This window comes from Streptomyces sp. NPDC006435 (assembly GCF_040612315.1).
GTDB lineage: Bacteria > Actinomycetota > Actinomycetes > Streptomycetales > Streptomycetaceae > Streptomyces.
The window spans coordinates 63576-78175 of record NZ_JBEXPY010000022.1 but is presented as its reverse complement, the minus strand read 5'-3'; the positions used below and the strand labels follow the sequence as shown (position 1 = coordinate 78175).

21 protein-coding genes are annotated in these 14600 nt (G+C 67.4%); all 21 read right to left on the bottom strand.

The features are described 5' to 3' along the window. Positions 1-3: 3 nt before the first annotated feature. The gene (gene truA / locus ABZZ04_RS21985) at positions 4-858 is read right to left on the bottom strand and encodes a tRNA pseudouridine(38-40) synthase TruA (protein ID WP_356933871.1); all 855 of its coding nucleotides are present in this window, start codon (positions 856-858) and stop codon (positions 4-6) included. Positions 859-1012: 154 nt separating this feature from the next. Then, positions 1013-1516: a 50S ribosomal protein L17 gene (gene rplQ, locus ABZZ04_RS21980; RefSeq protein ID WP_356933870.1), complete on the bottom strand. Its 504-nt coding sequence runs from the start codon at positions 1514-1516 to the stop codon at positions 1013-1015. Between the two features lie 209 nt (positions 1517-1725). Then, positions 1726-2748 carry a DNA-directed RNA polymerase subunit alpha gene (locus tag ABZZ04_RS21975; protein WP_003966937.1) on the bottom strand — a complete coding sequence of 341 codons (1023 nt, stop codon included), beginning with the start codon at positions 2746-2748 and terminating at the stop codon, positions 1726-1728. Between the two features lie 137 nt (positions 2749-2885). Further along, positions 2886-3290 (bottom strand): 30S ribosomal protein S11, encoded by a 405-nt coding sequence (rpsK, locus tag ABZZ04_RS21970; protein WP_125496499.1) that lies wholly within the window; start codon positions 3288-3290, stop codon positions 2886-2888. Between the two features lie 104 nt (positions 3291-3394). Beyond that, complete coding sequence (gene rpsM, locus ABZZ04_RS21965) at positions 3395-3775, bottom strand: 30S ribosomal protein S13 (protein ID WP_148838713.1); 381 nt, start codon at positions 3773-3775, stop codon at positions 3395-3397. A 194-nt stretch (positions 3776-3969) separates the two neighbouring features. Beyond that, entirely contained in the window at positions 3970-4083 is a 114-nt protein-coding gene (gene rpmJ / locus ABZZ04_RS21960) for a 50S ribosomal protein L36 (RefSeq protein ID WP_003956441.1), read from the bottom strand. Positions 4084-4142: 59 nt separating this feature from the next. Continuing rightward, positions 4143-4364 carry a translation initiation factor IF-1 gene (infA, locus tag ABZZ04_RS21955; RefSeq protein ID WP_003956442.1) on the bottom strand — a complete coding sequence of 74 codons (222 nt, stop codon included), beginning with the start codon at positions 4362-4364 and terminating at the stop codon, positions 4143-4145. 263 nt (positions 4365-4627) lie between these two features. Further along, positions 4628-5464: a type I methionyl aminopeptidase gene (map, locus tag ABZZ04_RS21950; RefSeq protein WP_356933869.1), complete on the bottom strand. Its 837-nt coding sequence runs from the start codon at positions 5462-5464 to the stop codon at positions 4628-4630. A gap of 140 nt (positions 5465-5604) precedes the next feature. Continuing rightward, a complete protein-coding gene (locus tag ABZZ04_RS21945) occupies positions 5605-6261 on the bottom strand; it encodes an adenylate kinase (protein ID WP_356933868.1) in 657 nt (218 codons plus the stop codon). Then, positions 6261-7580: a preprotein translocase subunit SecY gene (gene secY, locus ABZZ04_RS21940; RefSeq protein WP_356933867.1), complete on the bottom strand. Its 1320-nt coding sequence runs from the start codon at positions 7578-7580 to the stop codon at positions 6261-6263. The genes ABZZ04_RS21945 and secY overlap by 1 nt, the downstream gene beginning before the upstream one ends. A gap of 225 nt (positions 7581-7805) precedes the next feature. Next, a complete protein-coding gene (locus ABZZ04_RS21935; protein WP_356933866.1) occupies positions 7806-8546 on the bottom strand; it encodes a class I SAM-dependent methyltransferase in 741 nt (246 codons plus the stop codon). An 8-nt stretch (positions 8547-8554) separates the two neighbouring features. After that, positions 8555-9085: a hypothetical protein gene (locus tag ABZZ04_RS21930; protein ID WP_356933865.1), complete on the bottom strand. Its 531-nt coding sequence runs from the start codon at positions 9083-9085 to the stop codon at positions 8555-8557. After that, positions 9070-10083, bottom strand: a complete 1014-nt coding sequence (locus ABZZ04_RS21925; RefSeq protein WP_356933864.1) for an alpha/beta fold hydrolase — start codon at positions 10081-10083, stop codon at positions 9070-9072. Before ABZZ04_RS21925 ends, ABZZ04_RS21930 begins: the two co-directional genes overlap by 16 nt. Then, positions 10080-10949 carry a hypothetical protein gene (locus ABZZ04_RS21920; protein ID WP_356933863.1) on the bottom strand — a complete coding sequence of 290 codons (870 nt, stop codon included), beginning with the start codon at positions 10947-10949 and terminating at the stop codon, positions 10080-10082. Before ABZZ04_RS21920 ends, ABZZ04_RS21925 begins: the two co-directional genes overlap by 4 nt. A 154-nt stretch (positions 10950-11103) precedes the next feature. Further along, positions 11104-11370, bottom strand: coding sequence for a hypothetical protein (locus ABZZ04_RS21915; RefSeq protein ID WP_356933862.1), 267 nt, complete (start codon positions 11368-11370; stop codon positions 11104-11106). A gap of 374 nt (positions 11371-11744) precedes the next feature. Further along, entirely contained in the window at positions 11745-12200 is a 456-nt protein-coding gene (rplO, locus tag ABZZ04_RS21910; protein ID WP_018519290.1) for a 50S ribosomal protein L15, read from the bottom strand. Position 12201: 1 nt separating this feature from the next. Next, the gene (gene rpmD / locus ABZZ04_RS21905) at positions 12202-12384 is read right to left on the bottom strand and encodes a 50S ribosomal protein L30 (RefSeq protein WP_005313525.1); all 183 of its coding nucleotides are present in this window, start codon (positions 12382-12384) and stop codon (positions 12202-12204) included. Then, entirely contained in the window at positions 12384-12989 is a 606-nt protein-coding gene (gene rpsE / locus ABZZ04_RS21900; RefSeq protein WP_072485533.1) for a 30S ribosomal protein S5, read from the bottom strand. The genes rpmD and rpsE overlap by 1 nt, the downstream gene beginning before the upstream one ends. 46 nt (positions 12990-13035) lie before the next feature. Beyond that, the gene (rplR, locus tag ABZZ04_RS21895; protein ID WP_093540756.1) at positions 13036-13419 is read right to left on the bottom strand and encodes a 50S ribosomal protein L18; all 384 of its coding nucleotides are present in this window, start codon (positions 13417-13419) and stop codon (positions 13036-13038) included. Between the two features lie 2 nt (positions 13420-13421). Then, the gene (rplF, locus tag ABZZ04_RS21890) at positions 13422-13961 is read right to left on the bottom strand and encodes a 50S ribosomal protein L6 (protein WP_148838709.1); all 540 of its coding nucleotides are present in this window, start codon (positions 13959-13961) and stop codon (positions 13422-13424) included. A gap of 21 nt (positions 13962-13982) precedes the next feature. After that, a complete protein-coding gene (gene rpsH / locus ABZZ04_RS21885; RefSeq protein WP_148838708.1) occupies positions 13983-14381 on the bottom strand; it encodes a 30S ribosomal protein S8 in 399 nt (132 codons plus the stop codon). Positions 14382-14600: the final 219 nt, after the last annotated feature.

Below are 14600 nucleotides of genomic sequence, written 5' to 3'. Positions count from 1 at the left end.
CACTCAGCAGCAGCCCGCCCCGGGCAGGGTGCGCACATTGCGCGCCTGCACGGCCCGGTCGGCCAGCAACTCGTCGGCGGGATAGGCGACTTCCTCCAACGTCAGCCCGTGCGGGCGCACCACGTGCACCCCGGGGTCCCGCACCCCGGCCGCGAGCACCTGCGCGGGCCACTCGGCCGGGCGGCGCCCGTCACCGACGAAGAGCGCCGCGCCGATCAGCGCACGGACCATGTTGTGGCAGAACGCGTCGGCCTGGACCGTCGCCGTCAGGATGCCGCTCGCCCCGTCCCGCACCCAACTCAGCTTCTGCAGCGTGCGGATGGTCGTCGCGCCCTCGCGCTTCTTGCAGTACGCGGCGAAGTCGTGCTCCCCCGTCATCCGGGCGGCCGCCCGGTTCATCGCGTCGACGTCCAACGGCCGGTCGTGCCACAGCACATGACCCCGCAACAGGGGGTCCACCCCGCCGGGACGGTCGCAGACCCGGTACGCGTACCGCCGCCACAGCGCCGAGAAGCGGGCGTTGAACCCGTCGGCCGCCGGCGCGATCCGCCAGATCCGCACATCGGGCGCCATCCGCCCGGCCATCCGCCGCAGCAGCTTGTCCCCGTGCTCCTCCCACACCTCGACCGGCAGGTCGACGTGGGCGACCTGGCCCCGGGCGTGCACCCCGGCGTCGGTGCGGCCGGCGACCGTCAGGTCGTACGTCCGCCCGGACCGGGTCACGGTCCGCAGCGCGTCCTCGATCTCCCCCTGGACGGTCCGCCGCCCGGTCTGCTTGGCCCAGCCCGAGAAGTCCTTGCCGTCGTACGCCAGGTCCAGCCGCAGCCGTACGGAGCCGGGCTCCACTTCGTCACTCACCCCAGGGTCCTTTACTACCGGTGCGTGCAGGTACATCAGGTGCATACGGAACGGGCCCGCACCGCCCCGAAGGGTGATGCGGGCCCGTCCTGCGGTCACAGAGTTTGTTGAGTGACCTCTGATCGAGCGGTCACCCAGCAGGCTCTCAGAACGCTCAGGCGTCCTTGGACTCGGCGTCGGCGTCGGCCGGCTTGGCGTCCTCGACGGCCTCGGTCTCGGCGGCGTCCTTCTTGAGGGCGTCCTCCTTGACCGCACGCTTGGTGGCGGCCTCGGCCTCACCGGTGGCCTGCTGCGCCACGGTCAGCGCCTCGACCAGCTCGATGACGGCCATCGGGGCGTTGTCGCCACGACGGTTGCCGATCTTGGTGATGCGGGTGTAACCACCGGGGCGGTTCTCGTACCGCGGGGCGATCTCGGTGAAGAGCGTGTGGACGATGCCCTTGTCCGTGATCGACTGCAGCACCAGGCGACGGTTGTGGATGTCGCCCTTCTTCGCCTTGGTGATGAAGCGCTCGGCGACCGGACGCAGGCGGCGGGCCTTGGCCTCGGTCGTGGTGATGCGGCCGTGCTCGAACAGCGACTTCGCGAGGTTGTTGAGAAGAAGCTTCTCGTGCGCGGCGCTGCCGCCCAGACGGGCACCCTTGGCGGGCTTCGGCATGGTGTTTCTCCTTGTGTGCTGCACCGGCCGTATCAGGTACCGGTGTCAGTTCCCGGGCGGCGGTCGCCACCCGGAAGGTCAGAAGTCTGCCGGTCGCACTCGAAATCCGTCATCAGCGGAAAATCGAGCCCGTCCGGCGATTGAGGACAAAGCCTCACTCCGGTCCGGGGCGCCCCTCACGAGGAACGGGCGCCCCGGCCGGAGGCAAATCAGTACTGCTCGGTCTCGACGAAACCGGCGTCCGCGTCGTCGTCGGCGCCGAAGGCGTCGGCGGCGGCGGTCGGGTCGAATCCGGGCGGGCTGTCCTTGAGCGCCAGGCCCATGCCGGCCAGCTTCGCCTTGACCTCGTCGATCGACTTCGCACCGAAGTTGCGGATGTCGAGCAGGTCGGCCTCGGAGCGGGCGACGAGCTCACCCACGGAGTGGATGCCCTCGCGCTTGAGGCAGTTGTAGGAGCGGACCGTGAGCTCCAGCTCCTCGATCGGCAGCGCCAGGTCGGCGGCGAGCGCGGCGTCCGTCGGGGACGGGCCCATGTCGATGCCCTCGGCGTCGATGTTGAGCTCGCGCGCCAGGCCGAACAGCTCGACCAGGGTCTTGCCGGCCGAGGCCATGGCGTCACGCGGACGCATGGCCTGCTTGGTCTCGACGTCGACGATCAGCTTGTCGAAGTCGGTGCGCTGCTCGACACGGGTCGCCTCGACCTTGTAGGTGACCTTGAGAACCGGCGAGTAGATGGAGTCGACCGGGATGCGGCCGATCTCCTGGCCCACCTGCTTGTTCTGGACGGCGGAGACGTAGCCGCGACCGCGCTCGACGGTCAGCTCCATCTCCAGCTTGCCCTTGCCGTTGAGCGTGGCGAGAACCAGGTCGGGGTTGTGCACCTCGACACCGGCCGGGGGCGCGATGTCGGCGGCGGTGACCAGACCCGGGCCCTGCTTGCGCAGGTACATCACGACCGGCTCGTCGTGCTCCGAGGAGACGACCAGCTGCTTGATGTTGAGGATGAGGTCGGTGACGTCCTCCTTGACGCCCGGCACGGTGGTGAACTCGTGCAGGACACCGTCGATCCGGATGCTGGTGACGGCGGCACCGGGGATCGAGGAGAGGAGCGTGCGGCGGAGCGAGTTGCCGAGGGTGTAGCCGAAGCCCGGCTCCAGCGGCTCGATGACGAACCGGGAACGGAACTCGTCAACGACCTCTTCGGTCAGCGACGGACGCTGAGCGATAAGCATGTTGAGATCCTTCAGTCGTGGGCACCCACTATTTGATGCCCGACAGATGAAACAAGGATACGGGCGGCATGCCCCCGGAAGGGACATACCGCCCGGATCCGCGTCACTGACGCACGGTCGTCACCGACCGTGACGGATCAGACGCGACGGCGCTTCGGCGGACGGCAGCCGTTGTGCGGCGTCGGGGTGACGTCCTGGATCGAGCCGACCTCCAGGCCGGTGGCCTGGAGCGAACGGATCGCGGTCTCGCGGCCGGAGCCCGGACCCTTCACGAAGACGTCGACCTTGCGCATGCCGTGCTCCTGCGCGCGGCGGGCGGCCGACTCGGCGGCCATCTGCGCGGCGAAGGGGGTGGACTTGCGCGAGCCCTTGAAGCCGACGTGGCCGGCGGAGGCCCAGGAGATCACGTTGCCCGAGGGGTCCGTGATCGAGACGATGGTGTTGTTGAACGTGCTCTTGATGTGCGCGTGGCCGTGAGCGACGTTCTTCTTTTCCTTGCGACGCACCTTCTTGGTAGCGCCCTGACGACCCTTGGGGGGCATGTCTTGACTCCAGATGGAGAGGGGAGGTGATCGGTCCTACAGCGAAGACCGCTGGTTGCTGCGGGTTCCGGTGGTCCGGACGTCCGCAGTGCGTCCGCTGAGGACTACTTCTTGCCCGGCTTCTTCTTACCGGCGATCGCGCGACGCGGGCCCTTGCGGGTACGAGCGTTCGTGCTGGTGCGCTGACCGTGGACCGGCAGGCCACGGCGGTGACGCAGGCCCTGGTAGCAGCCGATCTCGACCTTGCGGCGGATGTCGGCCTGGATCTCGCGGCGGAGGTCACCCTCGGTGCGGAGGTTGGCGTCCACGTACTCGCGGATCTTGACCAGGTCCTCTTCGGCCAGGTCACGAACGCGGGTGTTCGGGTTCACGTCGGTGGCGGCGAGGATCTCCTTGGACCGGGTGCGCCCGATGCCGAAGACGTAGGTGAGGGCGACCTCCACGCGCTTTTCGCGCGGGATGTCAACACCTGAAACGCGTGCCATGCAATGGCTCCAGTTGTCATGTCGGGGGTCTTCCGCAGTGCCGCTCCCGACCGCCGACCCCTCCTGGGAGAGGTGGTACGTCCGGGTCCCCGGCCCCCGCCGGAGGTGTCGTCAGCCGAAGCTTGGACGGACTCTGCGTATGTACGGTGTTACGTGCGTCGCGCGAAGTGCTGCGAGATGCAGGGGGTCGTGCGTCAGCCCTGGCGCTGCTTGTGGCGCAGGTTGTCGCAGATGACCATGACCCGGCCGTGACGGCGGATCACCTTGCACTTGTCGCAGATCTTCTTGACGCTCGGCTTGACCTTCATGGGATGTCAGGTTCTCCGGGTCAGTGCCATCACCGCGCCGAGGCGGGTGGAGGCAAGATCTACTTGTAGCGGTAGACGATCCGGCCACGCGTCAGGTCGTACGGAGAGAGCTCCACGACGACCCGGTCATCCGGAAGGATTCGGATGTAGTGCATCCGCATCTTGCCGCTGATGTGCGCGAGGACCTTGTGACCGTTCTGGAGTTCCACCTTGAACATGGCGTTCGGGAGGGACTCGATCACGGTGCCCTCAATTTCGATGGCACCTTGCTTCTTGGCCACGCTTCGCCTTTCGAATCGGCTACCTTGATCGACTTCCGTCATCGCATGTGGAATGTGGACACACTGATGCACGAGAGCCGACGAGTCAGTCTACGTCAGCGAACCCCAAAAGACGAATCCGTCAAGTTTGCCCAGCCGGGGAGATCCTTAGACCTTCGCAAGCGGGTCAAATCCACCACGCGGGCCCCGTCGGGCACTCGGCTCACACGCTCCCCGCAGGTCCCACCGCCGGTACCGGACCGGTCCGGCCCGGGCGGACCGGTTCAGCCGAGGGGGTCCGGGGCCGCCTCGATGCCGTACTGCGCCAGCTTCGCCCGTCCGCAGTCGGGGGCGGTCAGGACCAGGGGACCCTGTTCGGTGAGGGCGATCGAGTGCTCCCAGTGGGAGGACCAGGTGCCGTCCGTCGTGATGACGGTCCAGTCGTCCTGGAGCACCTCGGTCTGCGCCGTGCCCAGCGAGACCATCGGCTCGATGGCCAGGCAGACGCCGGGGACCAGCTTGATGCCCTTGCCGCGCTTGCGGGAGACGTAGTTCAGCAGGTGCGGGTCCATGTGCATCTCGGTGCCGATGCCGTGGCCGCCGTAGTCCTCGATGATCCCGTACTTGCCGGTGGCGGGACGGGGCTGGCGGCGGATGTAGGACTCGATCGCCTTCGAGATGTCGACGAGCCGGTTGTTCACCTTCATCGCGGCGATGCCGGCCCACATCGACTCCTCGGTGACCCTGGACAGCTCGACCAGCTCCGGGGCGTGACCGGTACCGACGAAGGCGGTGTACGCGGCGTCGCCGTGCCAGCCGTCGACGATGGCGCCGGCGTCGATGGAGATGATGTCGCCGTCCTTGAGGACGGTCTTGTCGTCCGGGATGCCGTGGACGACGACCTCGTTGACCGAGGTGCAGATCGTCGCGGGGAAACCGCCGTACCCGAGAAAGTTCGACTTGGCGCCGTGGTCGGCGATCACCTTGCGGGCGACCTGGTCCAGGTCGCGCGTGGTGGCGCCGGGCACCGCCGCCTCACGGGTGGCCGCGTGAATGGCAGCGACCACCAGCCCCGCCTCACGCATCTTCGCGATCTGCTCGGGGGTCTTGATCTGCACCATTGCGCGGCGCCTCTCTGCGTCGGACTGCATCGAACCGTGGTCGGGGGTGCGGCGTACCAGGACAACGATACGGCGCAAACAGTCGGCCGCGGCGTCCGAGGACGCCGCGGCCGACTGCACGAGTACTGCGGGTGTTGCGCTCAGCCCTGGTCGGACTTGAGGGCCTCCATCGCCCGCTCGGTCACGTCGGTGACCTTGCCGAGCGCGGAGATGGTGACCACCAGGCCCTGGGCCCGGTAGTAGTCGATGATCGGCTCCGTCTGGGTGTGGTAGACCTCCAGCCGGGTGCGGACCGTCTCCTCGGTGTCGTCGTCCCGCTGGTACAGCTCGCCGCCGCAGACGTCGCAGACGCCCTCGGCCTTCGGCGGGTTGTACGTCACGTGGAAGACGTGCGAACCGTCGTTCCGGCAGATCCGGCGGCCGGCGATGCGCTTGACCACCTCGTCCTCGGGGACCTCCAGGTCCAGGACCGCGTCGAGCTTGGTGCCCTCGTCCTTGAGCATGGCGTCGAGTGCCTCGGCCTGGCCCACGTTGCGCGGGAAGCCGTCCAGCAGGAAGCCGCCCTCGGCGTCCGGCTGGGACATGCGGTCCTTGGCCATCCCGATGGTGACCTCGTCCGGCACCAACTGACCTGCGTCCATGTAGGCGCGGGCCTGCTTGCCAAGGTCGGTGCCCTGGCTGATGTTGGCGCGGAAGAGGTCGCCCGTGGAGATCTGCGGAATCGACAGGTTCTTGGCAAGGTACGCAGCCTGCGTTCCCTTGCCGGCACCGGGCGGCCCGACGAGGACGATTCGCATCAGCGGAGGAACCCTTCGTAATTGCGCTGCTGGAGCTGACTCTCGATCTGCTTCACGGTCTCCAGCCCCACACCCACGATGATCAGGATGCTCGTCCCGCCGAACGGGAAGTTCTGGTTGGCACCGTTGAAACCTGCCAACGCCATCGTCGGCACAAGAGCGATCAGACCCAGGTACAGCGAGCCCGGCCAAGTGATCCTGTTGAGCACGTAGCTCAGATACTCGGCAGTAGGTCGACCGGCCCGGATACCCGGGATGAAGCCACCATACTTCTTCATGTTGTCGGCGACTTCCTCGGGGTTGAACGAAATCGCCACATAGAAGAAGGCGAAGAAGACGATCAGGAGGAAGTACGCCGTGATGTAGTACGGGTGGTCGCCCTTGACGAGGTGGTCCTGGATCCATGTCGCCCAGCCCGCAGTGGAGTTGGAGAACTGGACGATCAGGGCGGGGATGTAGAGCAGCGAAGAAGCGAAGATGACGGGAATCACACCCGCCTGGTTCACCTTCAGCGGGATGTACGTCGAGGTGCCGCCGTAGGAACGACGGCCGATCATGCGCTTCGCGTACTGCACCGGAATGCGGCGCTGGGCCTGCTCGACGAAGACGACGAGGCCCACCATCACGAAACCGATCAGGATGACGGTGCCGAACTCGATCCAGCCGTCGGCCAGCTTGCCGCTGGTCTTGATGGCCCACAGGGCGCCGGGGAAGCTGGCGGCGATCGAGATGAACATCAGGATCGACATGCCGTTGCCGATGCCGCGGTCGGTGATGAGCTCACCGAGCCACATGACGGCCGCGGTGCCCGCGGTCATCGTGATGACCATCACGATGGTGGTGAAGATCGACTGGTCGGGGACGATCTGGCTGGCGACCGGGCAGCCGCTGAACAGCGAACCGCTGGTGGCGACGGAGACCAGGCCGGTGCCCTGGAGGATGGCGAGCGCGACGGTCAGGTAACGCGTGTACTGCGTGATCTTGGCCTGGCCGGACTGCCCCTCCTTCTTGAGCGCCTCGAGTCGGGGAATCACCACGGTGAGCAGCTGAAGGATGATGCTGGCCGTGATGTACGGCATGATGCCGAGCGCGAAGATCGTGATCTGCAGCAGCGCACCACCGCTGAACATGTTCACCAGGCCAAAGAGGCTGTTGTTGCCCTTACTGGCCTGATCCACACAGATCTGGACGTTCTCGTAACTCACTCCCGGTACCGGGATGTGCGCCCCGAGCCGGTAGATCACGATGATGCCGAGCGTGAAGAGCAGCTTCTTGCGCAGGTCGGGCGTCTTGAACGCCCGGGCGAACGCGGTGAGCACGGTGCCTCCTGCGACCCCCGCGCAATGCGAAGAGGTGACGGTCTTGAGGTTCGACGGGGACTAATGACTCAAACCCGCGCAGACCGCCCATTGGGCACACCGCGCGGAAGTTAACAGTGCACGCCACCTTACCGGCGCTCCCCCCTCCTGAAACAACCATCCGGGCTGGCGACAGCCGAACCACGGCGGAAACCCGGGCGAACGTCCGACCGCGCGAAGTCCGATCTATACGGCTCTGCGGTAGAGCGAGATGTGGCGACCCGAGGAACGGGTGAAGGCGCCCCCCTCCCAGTCGCCCCAGCGCTCCACCAGCCGCAGCCCCTCGGCCTCCGCCATCAGGTCGAGTTCGGCGGGCCACGCGTAGCGGCTGATCTCCGGATAGGTGCGCACCGTGCCCTGGGACACGAACGTGCGCAGAACGATCAGCAGCTGGTTCACCGGATCGCAGGTCATCGAGTCCACCAGAAGGGTGCCGTCGCCCAGCACGCTCGACTGGGTGTGCTCCCGGGACATCGTGTGGTAGAAGCTCGGGTCGTACCCCTCGACGATCAGGTGGCCCCCCTCGACCAGGTGCGCGGACGCCCGGGAGAGCGCCGCTCGTTGCAGGCCCTGCGAGGGGAGCATGAACAACGTGTTGTTCGTTATCACGCACAGGTCGAAGTCGTCGCCCACGTCCGCCTTCGTCATGTCGGCGACGTGGCGGGTGACCAGGCCATCGGTGTCCCGGGCGCGCAACTGGTCCAGCATCGCCGACGAGATGTCGACCGCCTCGACGGTGTAGCCGCGCCCGGCGAGCGCGACGGCCAGCTGTCCCGTACCGGCGCCGAAGTCCACGACGCGACAGGGCGGCTCGACGACGGACCCCACTCGCGCCAACGCGCTCGGCAGGTCGAGGAAGGGGTACAGAAGATCGTGGTACCGCCCGATGCCCTCCCCGTACCGGGCCAGATCCGCATTCGTTTCCACTGGTCTCCTCACAGGCCGTGAACGTCGGAGGCGAAGAACATCTCGGGCGGCAGCGTTTCGTCGTAGCCCGGGGAGAGTGCGATCAGGAACTGGGTCCGTTTCGCGGACGGGTCGTGCCGGCACTGCTTCGACACGTAGTTCAGGATCACGAGATACGGCACCGTGAACTGGAGCCGCTCCAGCGGCTCCTCGCGCCGTATGAAGACCTTCAGCTCCTCCACGGCGTCGAAGACGACCTTCTCCCGGCGGCGGTTGGGGTTCCACACCATGTGGTGGACACGCCGCTCCTCGACGATGACCTTCTCCTCCCAGTCGCTCATCGTGCCGTCGGGGAGCTCGTCCCGGAACAGCAGGTGGGTGTCGTGCATACCGGGGTGCGGGCCGAAGAACCGCCAGCTCGGGATGAATATCTGCAGCGGGTCCACCCTGCGCTGGATCCATTCGGCCTTCCGCATCTGGTTGAGCGCGCTCACCGCCCACCAGGAGCCCAGCGCTCCGTACAGCGCCACCCGTCGTCCCGTCCTCAGCGCCTGTCGCACCGCTCGTTCCCTTCCTCCGCTGTGCCGCCGGGGGTGCCGACGGCTCGTTCCCGGACCCAGGTGATGGCGTCCGCGACCACACGGGCGTGCACCCGGTCCATGACGAGGTCCTCGTGTCCGGCCTTCTCCACCACCTCGTGCCGCCCCACCTCGGACAGGCCCGCCAGTTCCTCCTGGAGCCGGCCGTGGACCGCGTCGCCCCGGACCGTCCGCCCCGCGGTCACCACGGCGACCGGTGCGGTGCCGACCGTCGTGAGGCCGCGGGCCTCGTCGTTCCAGCCGTGCAGGCAGCGGTTCAGCTCGTGCGCGGCCCCGGCCCACGGACCGGGACGGGCGAGCCGGCGCCGCGTGGTCTCGGCCACCGACTCGGGCAGCCGGGTGATGTGGCTGCACTCCAGCGCCCGGTACATCCCCCCGGTCGCCGCGCGGACGCGGCCGAGCAGGAGGTTCTGCCGGAAGACGGGCAGCGACTCGCGCTGGACCCTGGAGCGTTCGAACTGATCCGGGTGCGAGGCGTCCACGAAGACCAGCCCGGCGACCTCGGTGGGGTGCTCCGCCGCGAAGCCGCGGATCAGGAGCCCGCCCACCGAATGGCCGACGAGCACGTACGGCGGAGGCAGTTCCGCCGCCTCGAGCAGTTGCCGCAGACGCCGGGCGTGGTCCCCCGCGGCGCTTGGGGTCCGGCGCGGCGCCCGGGGCGACCAGCCGGTACCGGACCGATCGTAGGCGAGGAACGGTACGGACGACCCCAGGTGGTCGGTCACCCAGAACCACTCCGGCATCGCCGAGAGCAGCGCGTTCTCGAAAACAACGACGGGGCCCGCGCCCTCCGCGTGCCAGGTCGCGTGGAGACGGGATCCGTCGGGCAGTTCCACCAGCTTCCCCGGCGGCGCCGACCGCGCCCCCACGGCCCGCGAGACCGCGTACGCCCCCGCGGCGAGGGCGGTGGCGCCCAGCAGACCCGCGGCCACCGGGCCCCGGAGCCCACGACCGGTCATGAGCCACCGAGCCCGAGCCGGGCGCGGAGCCGCCGGCGGCTGTAGTCGACGGCCGGGTAGGTTCCGGTGAAGGACCACAGAAAGCGGTTCAGGCCCATGTACCGGCCGTTGGCCAGGTGGAACGTCGCGCCTGCCGCGAGACCGGCACGCGCCACCGGCGCCGGTGCCACCAGCAGGAGCGGGAAGAGGGTCTCGGAGAGGATGACGAGCCAGGCAAGGGCTTTGGCCAGCTCGGGCCTGTCCTTGACGAACTCGTAGAAGCCGCGGTCGCCGTAGGTCCGGGTCCGCAGCACCCCGGGGATGGCCTCACCGCTGCGCCACGTCGGGGATGTCAGCTTCACCAGCCCCGAGGTCAGGTACGAGAGCGCGCTCTGGGCGGTGAGGTAGTGGGCACACGCCGCACGCACCCGGCTGTCCGAACCGGACAGCTTCTCCAGGCCGGCCACGACGAAGTTGATGAGGGCGAGCTGGTCGGAGCCGTCCATGCCGAGCCCGCCCGAGCGGACGGTGGACGCCGCGCTCGATCCGGCGAGCAGGGCCAGCAGGGCCGTCCGCTCCGCCCGGCCCGGGTTCCCGAGCAGCAGCCGGGCCGCCGCGGCGAGGCGTACCACCGGGATCACGGCATCGCTCGGCGGCTGAACGAGTTTCGAGACGACACGGCCCGCGGGACGGTCGAGAAAAGGGAACCGGATCCTGGCGATCTCCCAGGGAAGCAGATCCCCGTTGTTCTTCCGGCCGGTACGGCTCAGTTGCTCCAGTGCGGCCAGGAGCGCCCCGGCCGACGTGATGCGCTCGACCCTGCGAATGACGGATTCCAGCTCGTGCCCTGAACCTTTGATTCCTGCGACTTTCTTCCCCGAACTCAATGAACCTCGCCCATCCTGAGATATCAAAAGGATTCCGCGTCCGAATCCGCCACATGAGCCCGGCGGCCGCCCCCGAGAGCGGGCGACGGCCGCCGGTTTTCTTCTTCTCCACCGCCACGAAGTCAGCTCGCGAGCTCCGGGCGGGTCAGGCGGATCAGGCGGACAGGCGCGCCGCGATCAGCTGGTCGGCGGAGAGGCCGGCCCCGGCGGAGAGCTCGGGCATCTCGGCCGCCATGTCCGGCATGTAGCCGCCGAGCTGCGTGATCGTGGGCGTGGCCGTCACCGCCGGAATGGCGGTCGCCACGAGAACCGTCATCGGCGTGGCGAGAACGGGGCCGCTTTCCGCGTGGGCGGAGACGCCGCGGGCGTCCGGGCCGACCTCACGGTTCGCCAGGCTGGTGACGTCTGCACGAAATGACATCGCGATTCCTTCCGTAAAAAGCCCTCCGCCGAAATATGGAAGAAAAAGCAATCTCCCAGGAACGGCAAAGGGCAGGTCAAAAGGTCGCGATGATCATAGGCAGACGATTATTGAAGCAACAAGCGAAAAATAACGGAAACGAAAAATAATCGGCTGGATCCCCGCCCGGGAAATAACTCGCATTTCGGACGCCCCGAGCGTCTGTCCTGCACGTTGATCGAAACCTCCCTCCCGTGGACCCGCTGCCACGACGACTGAAAATGATCATTATTGATCGATGATGTTCGCTGAGGAGTGGAGATGCTTCTTCCCGGGAACGACAACGGCCCGGATCCCCCGTGAGGGGATCCGGGCCGCGTGAGTCAGGCCGAAGCTCAGACGAGCTCGGTGACGGTACCGCCGGCGGCGGTGATCTTCTCCTTGGCGGAGCCGGAGACGGCGTCAACCGAAACCTGCAGCGCCACGGAGATCTCGCCCTGTCCGAGGACCTTGACGAGGTGGTTGTTGCGCACGGCACCCTTGGCGACCAGGTCGGCCACGGTGACCTCGCCACCCTCGGGGTAGAGGGTCGCGAGCTTGTCCAGGTTCACGACCTGGTACTCGGTGCGGAACGGGTTCTTGAAGCCCTTGAGCTTCGGGAGACGCATGTGGAGGGGCATCTGCCCACCCTCGAAGCGCTCCGGAACCTGGTAACGGGCCTTGGTGCCCTTGGTGCCACGACCGGCGGTCTTACCCTTGGACGCCTCACCACGACCCACACGGGTCTTGGCGGTCTTGGCGCCCGGGGCGGGCCGGAGGTCATGGGCCTTCAGCGGCTTGTTCTCCGCCATGTCAGTCGACCTCCTCAACCGTCACGAGGTGGCGGACGGTGTGCACCATGCCGCGGAACTCGGGGCGGTCCTCCTTGACAACCACGTCGTTCAGGCGCTTCAGCCCGAGCGAACGAAGGGTGTCGCGGTGGTTCTGCTTGCTGCCGATGTACGACTTCGTCTGCGTGATCTTGAGGCGAGCCATTACGCACCCGCTCCCGCACGCGCACGGAGCAGAGCCGCGGGGGCGACGTCCTCGAGCGGCAGACCGCGGCGGGCCGCGATCTCCTCGGGACGCTGCAGGCCCTTGAGGGCCTCCACGGTCGCGTGCACGATGTTGATCGCGTTGTCGGAGCCGAGCGACTTCGACAGGATGTCGTGAACGCCGGCGCACTCCAGGACGGCGCGCACCGGGCCACCGGCGATAACACCGGTACCGGGGGAAGCAGGCTTCAGCAGGACGACGCCCGCAGCCTTCTCGCCCTGGATCGGGTGGGGGATGGTGCCCTGGATGCGCGGGACCTTGAAGAAGTTCTTCTTGGCCTCTTCCACGCCCTTGGCGATGGCCGCGGGAACTTCCTTGGCCTTGCCGTAGCCGACACCGACGGTGCCGTCACCGTCGCCCACCACGACCAGCGCGGTGAAGCTGAAGCGACGACCACCCTTCACAACCTTGGCGACGCGGTTGATCGCGACGACGCGCTCGACGTACGCGGTCTTCTCGGCGGCAGCTGCGCCGCCGTCACGGCCCTTCCGGTCCCGCCGCTCGCCGCCACCGGCACCGCTTCCGCGGCGCTGGGGTCCAGCCATTGGATTTACCTCTCTCTGTTACGTCCGCTGTGCGTAGGAACCGGGCTCAGAACTTCAGACCGGCTTCACGGGCGGCGTCAGCCAGAGCGGCAATCCGCCCGGCGTACTGGTTACCACCGCGGTCAAACACGACGGCCTCGACGCCTGCGGCCTTGGCGCGCTCAGCGACCAGGGCGCCGACCTGCTTGGCCTGGGTGCTCTTGTCGCCCTCGCCACCACGGATGGAGACGTCCAGGGTCGACGCCGACGCGAGCGTGTGGCCCGCGATGTCGTCGATGACCTGGGCGACCATGTGGCGGTTGGACCGCGTCACGACCAAGCGGGGGCGCTCCGGCGAACCGGAGATGTGCTTGCGGACACGGATGTGGCGACGCTTGAGGGCGGCACGCTTGTAGGCGTCGCCCTTGGCGATCTTCACGCCGTATGCCATGGCTACTTACCAGCCTTTCCGACCTTGCGGCGGATGACCTCGCCGGCGTACTTGACGCCCTTCGCCTTGTACGGGTCGGGCTTCCGCAGCTTGCGGATGTTGGCCGCGACTTCGCCGACCTTCTGCTTGTCGATTCCCTCGACGGACAGCTTGGTCGGGGACTCGACCTTGAAGGTGATGCCTTCCGGCGCCTCGACGACGATCGGGTGGCTGTAGCCCAGGGCGAACTCCAGGTTGGAGCCCTTCGCCTGGACGCGGTAACCGACACCGCTGATCTCGAGCGCCTTGGTGTATCCCTTGGTCACACCGGTGATCATGTTCGCCACCAGCGTGCGGGACAGGCCGTGGAGGGCCTTGTTCTGACGCTCGTCGTTCGGGCGGGTGACGTTGAGAACGCCGTCCTCACCCTTGGTGACCTCGATCGGCGACGCGACGGTGTGCGTGAGGGTGCCCTTGGGACCCTTCACCGCGACCGTGCGGCCATCGATGGTGACGTCCACACCGGCGGGAACCTGGATGGGGAGCTTGCCGATTCGCGACATGAGCTATTCCTCCGTTCCCGACTACCAGACGTAGGCGAGGACTTCCCCACCTACGCCCTTCTTGCTGGCCTGCTGGCCGGTCAGGAGACCGTGGGACGTGGAGATGATCGCCACGCCCAGGCCGCCGAGGACCTTCGGCAGGTTGGTGGACTTTGCGTAAACACGCAGACCCGGCTTCGAGATGCGCTTGATGCCGGCGATCGAGCGCTCGCGGTTCGGGCCGAACTTCAGCTCGAGGACGAGGTTCTTGCCGACCTCGGCGTCCTCGACCTTCCAGCCGGTGATGAAACCCTCCTGCTTGAGGATTTCCGCGATGTGCGACTTGATCTTGCTGTGCGGCATCACGACGGAGTCGTGGTACGCCGAGTTCGCGTTGCGCAGACGCGTGAGCATGTCTGCGATGGGATCAGTCATGGTCATGAATTGGCCTTCGGCCTCTCTCGCCGGGGTTTCCTGTATGCGCCATCCCTCTCCCCACTCAGTGGCGGGACGGGTGCGGTGCGGGGACCTACGGCGTAGTAAGTCGGTCTTGGGCGGCAGGCGCCCAACCCTTCAAGCCTACGGCATGAAAGGCGGGGCTCCTGCCGACCAGATGCTTACCGAGAGCTTCCGGGTACTTCCAACGCCCAGGGGGCGGAG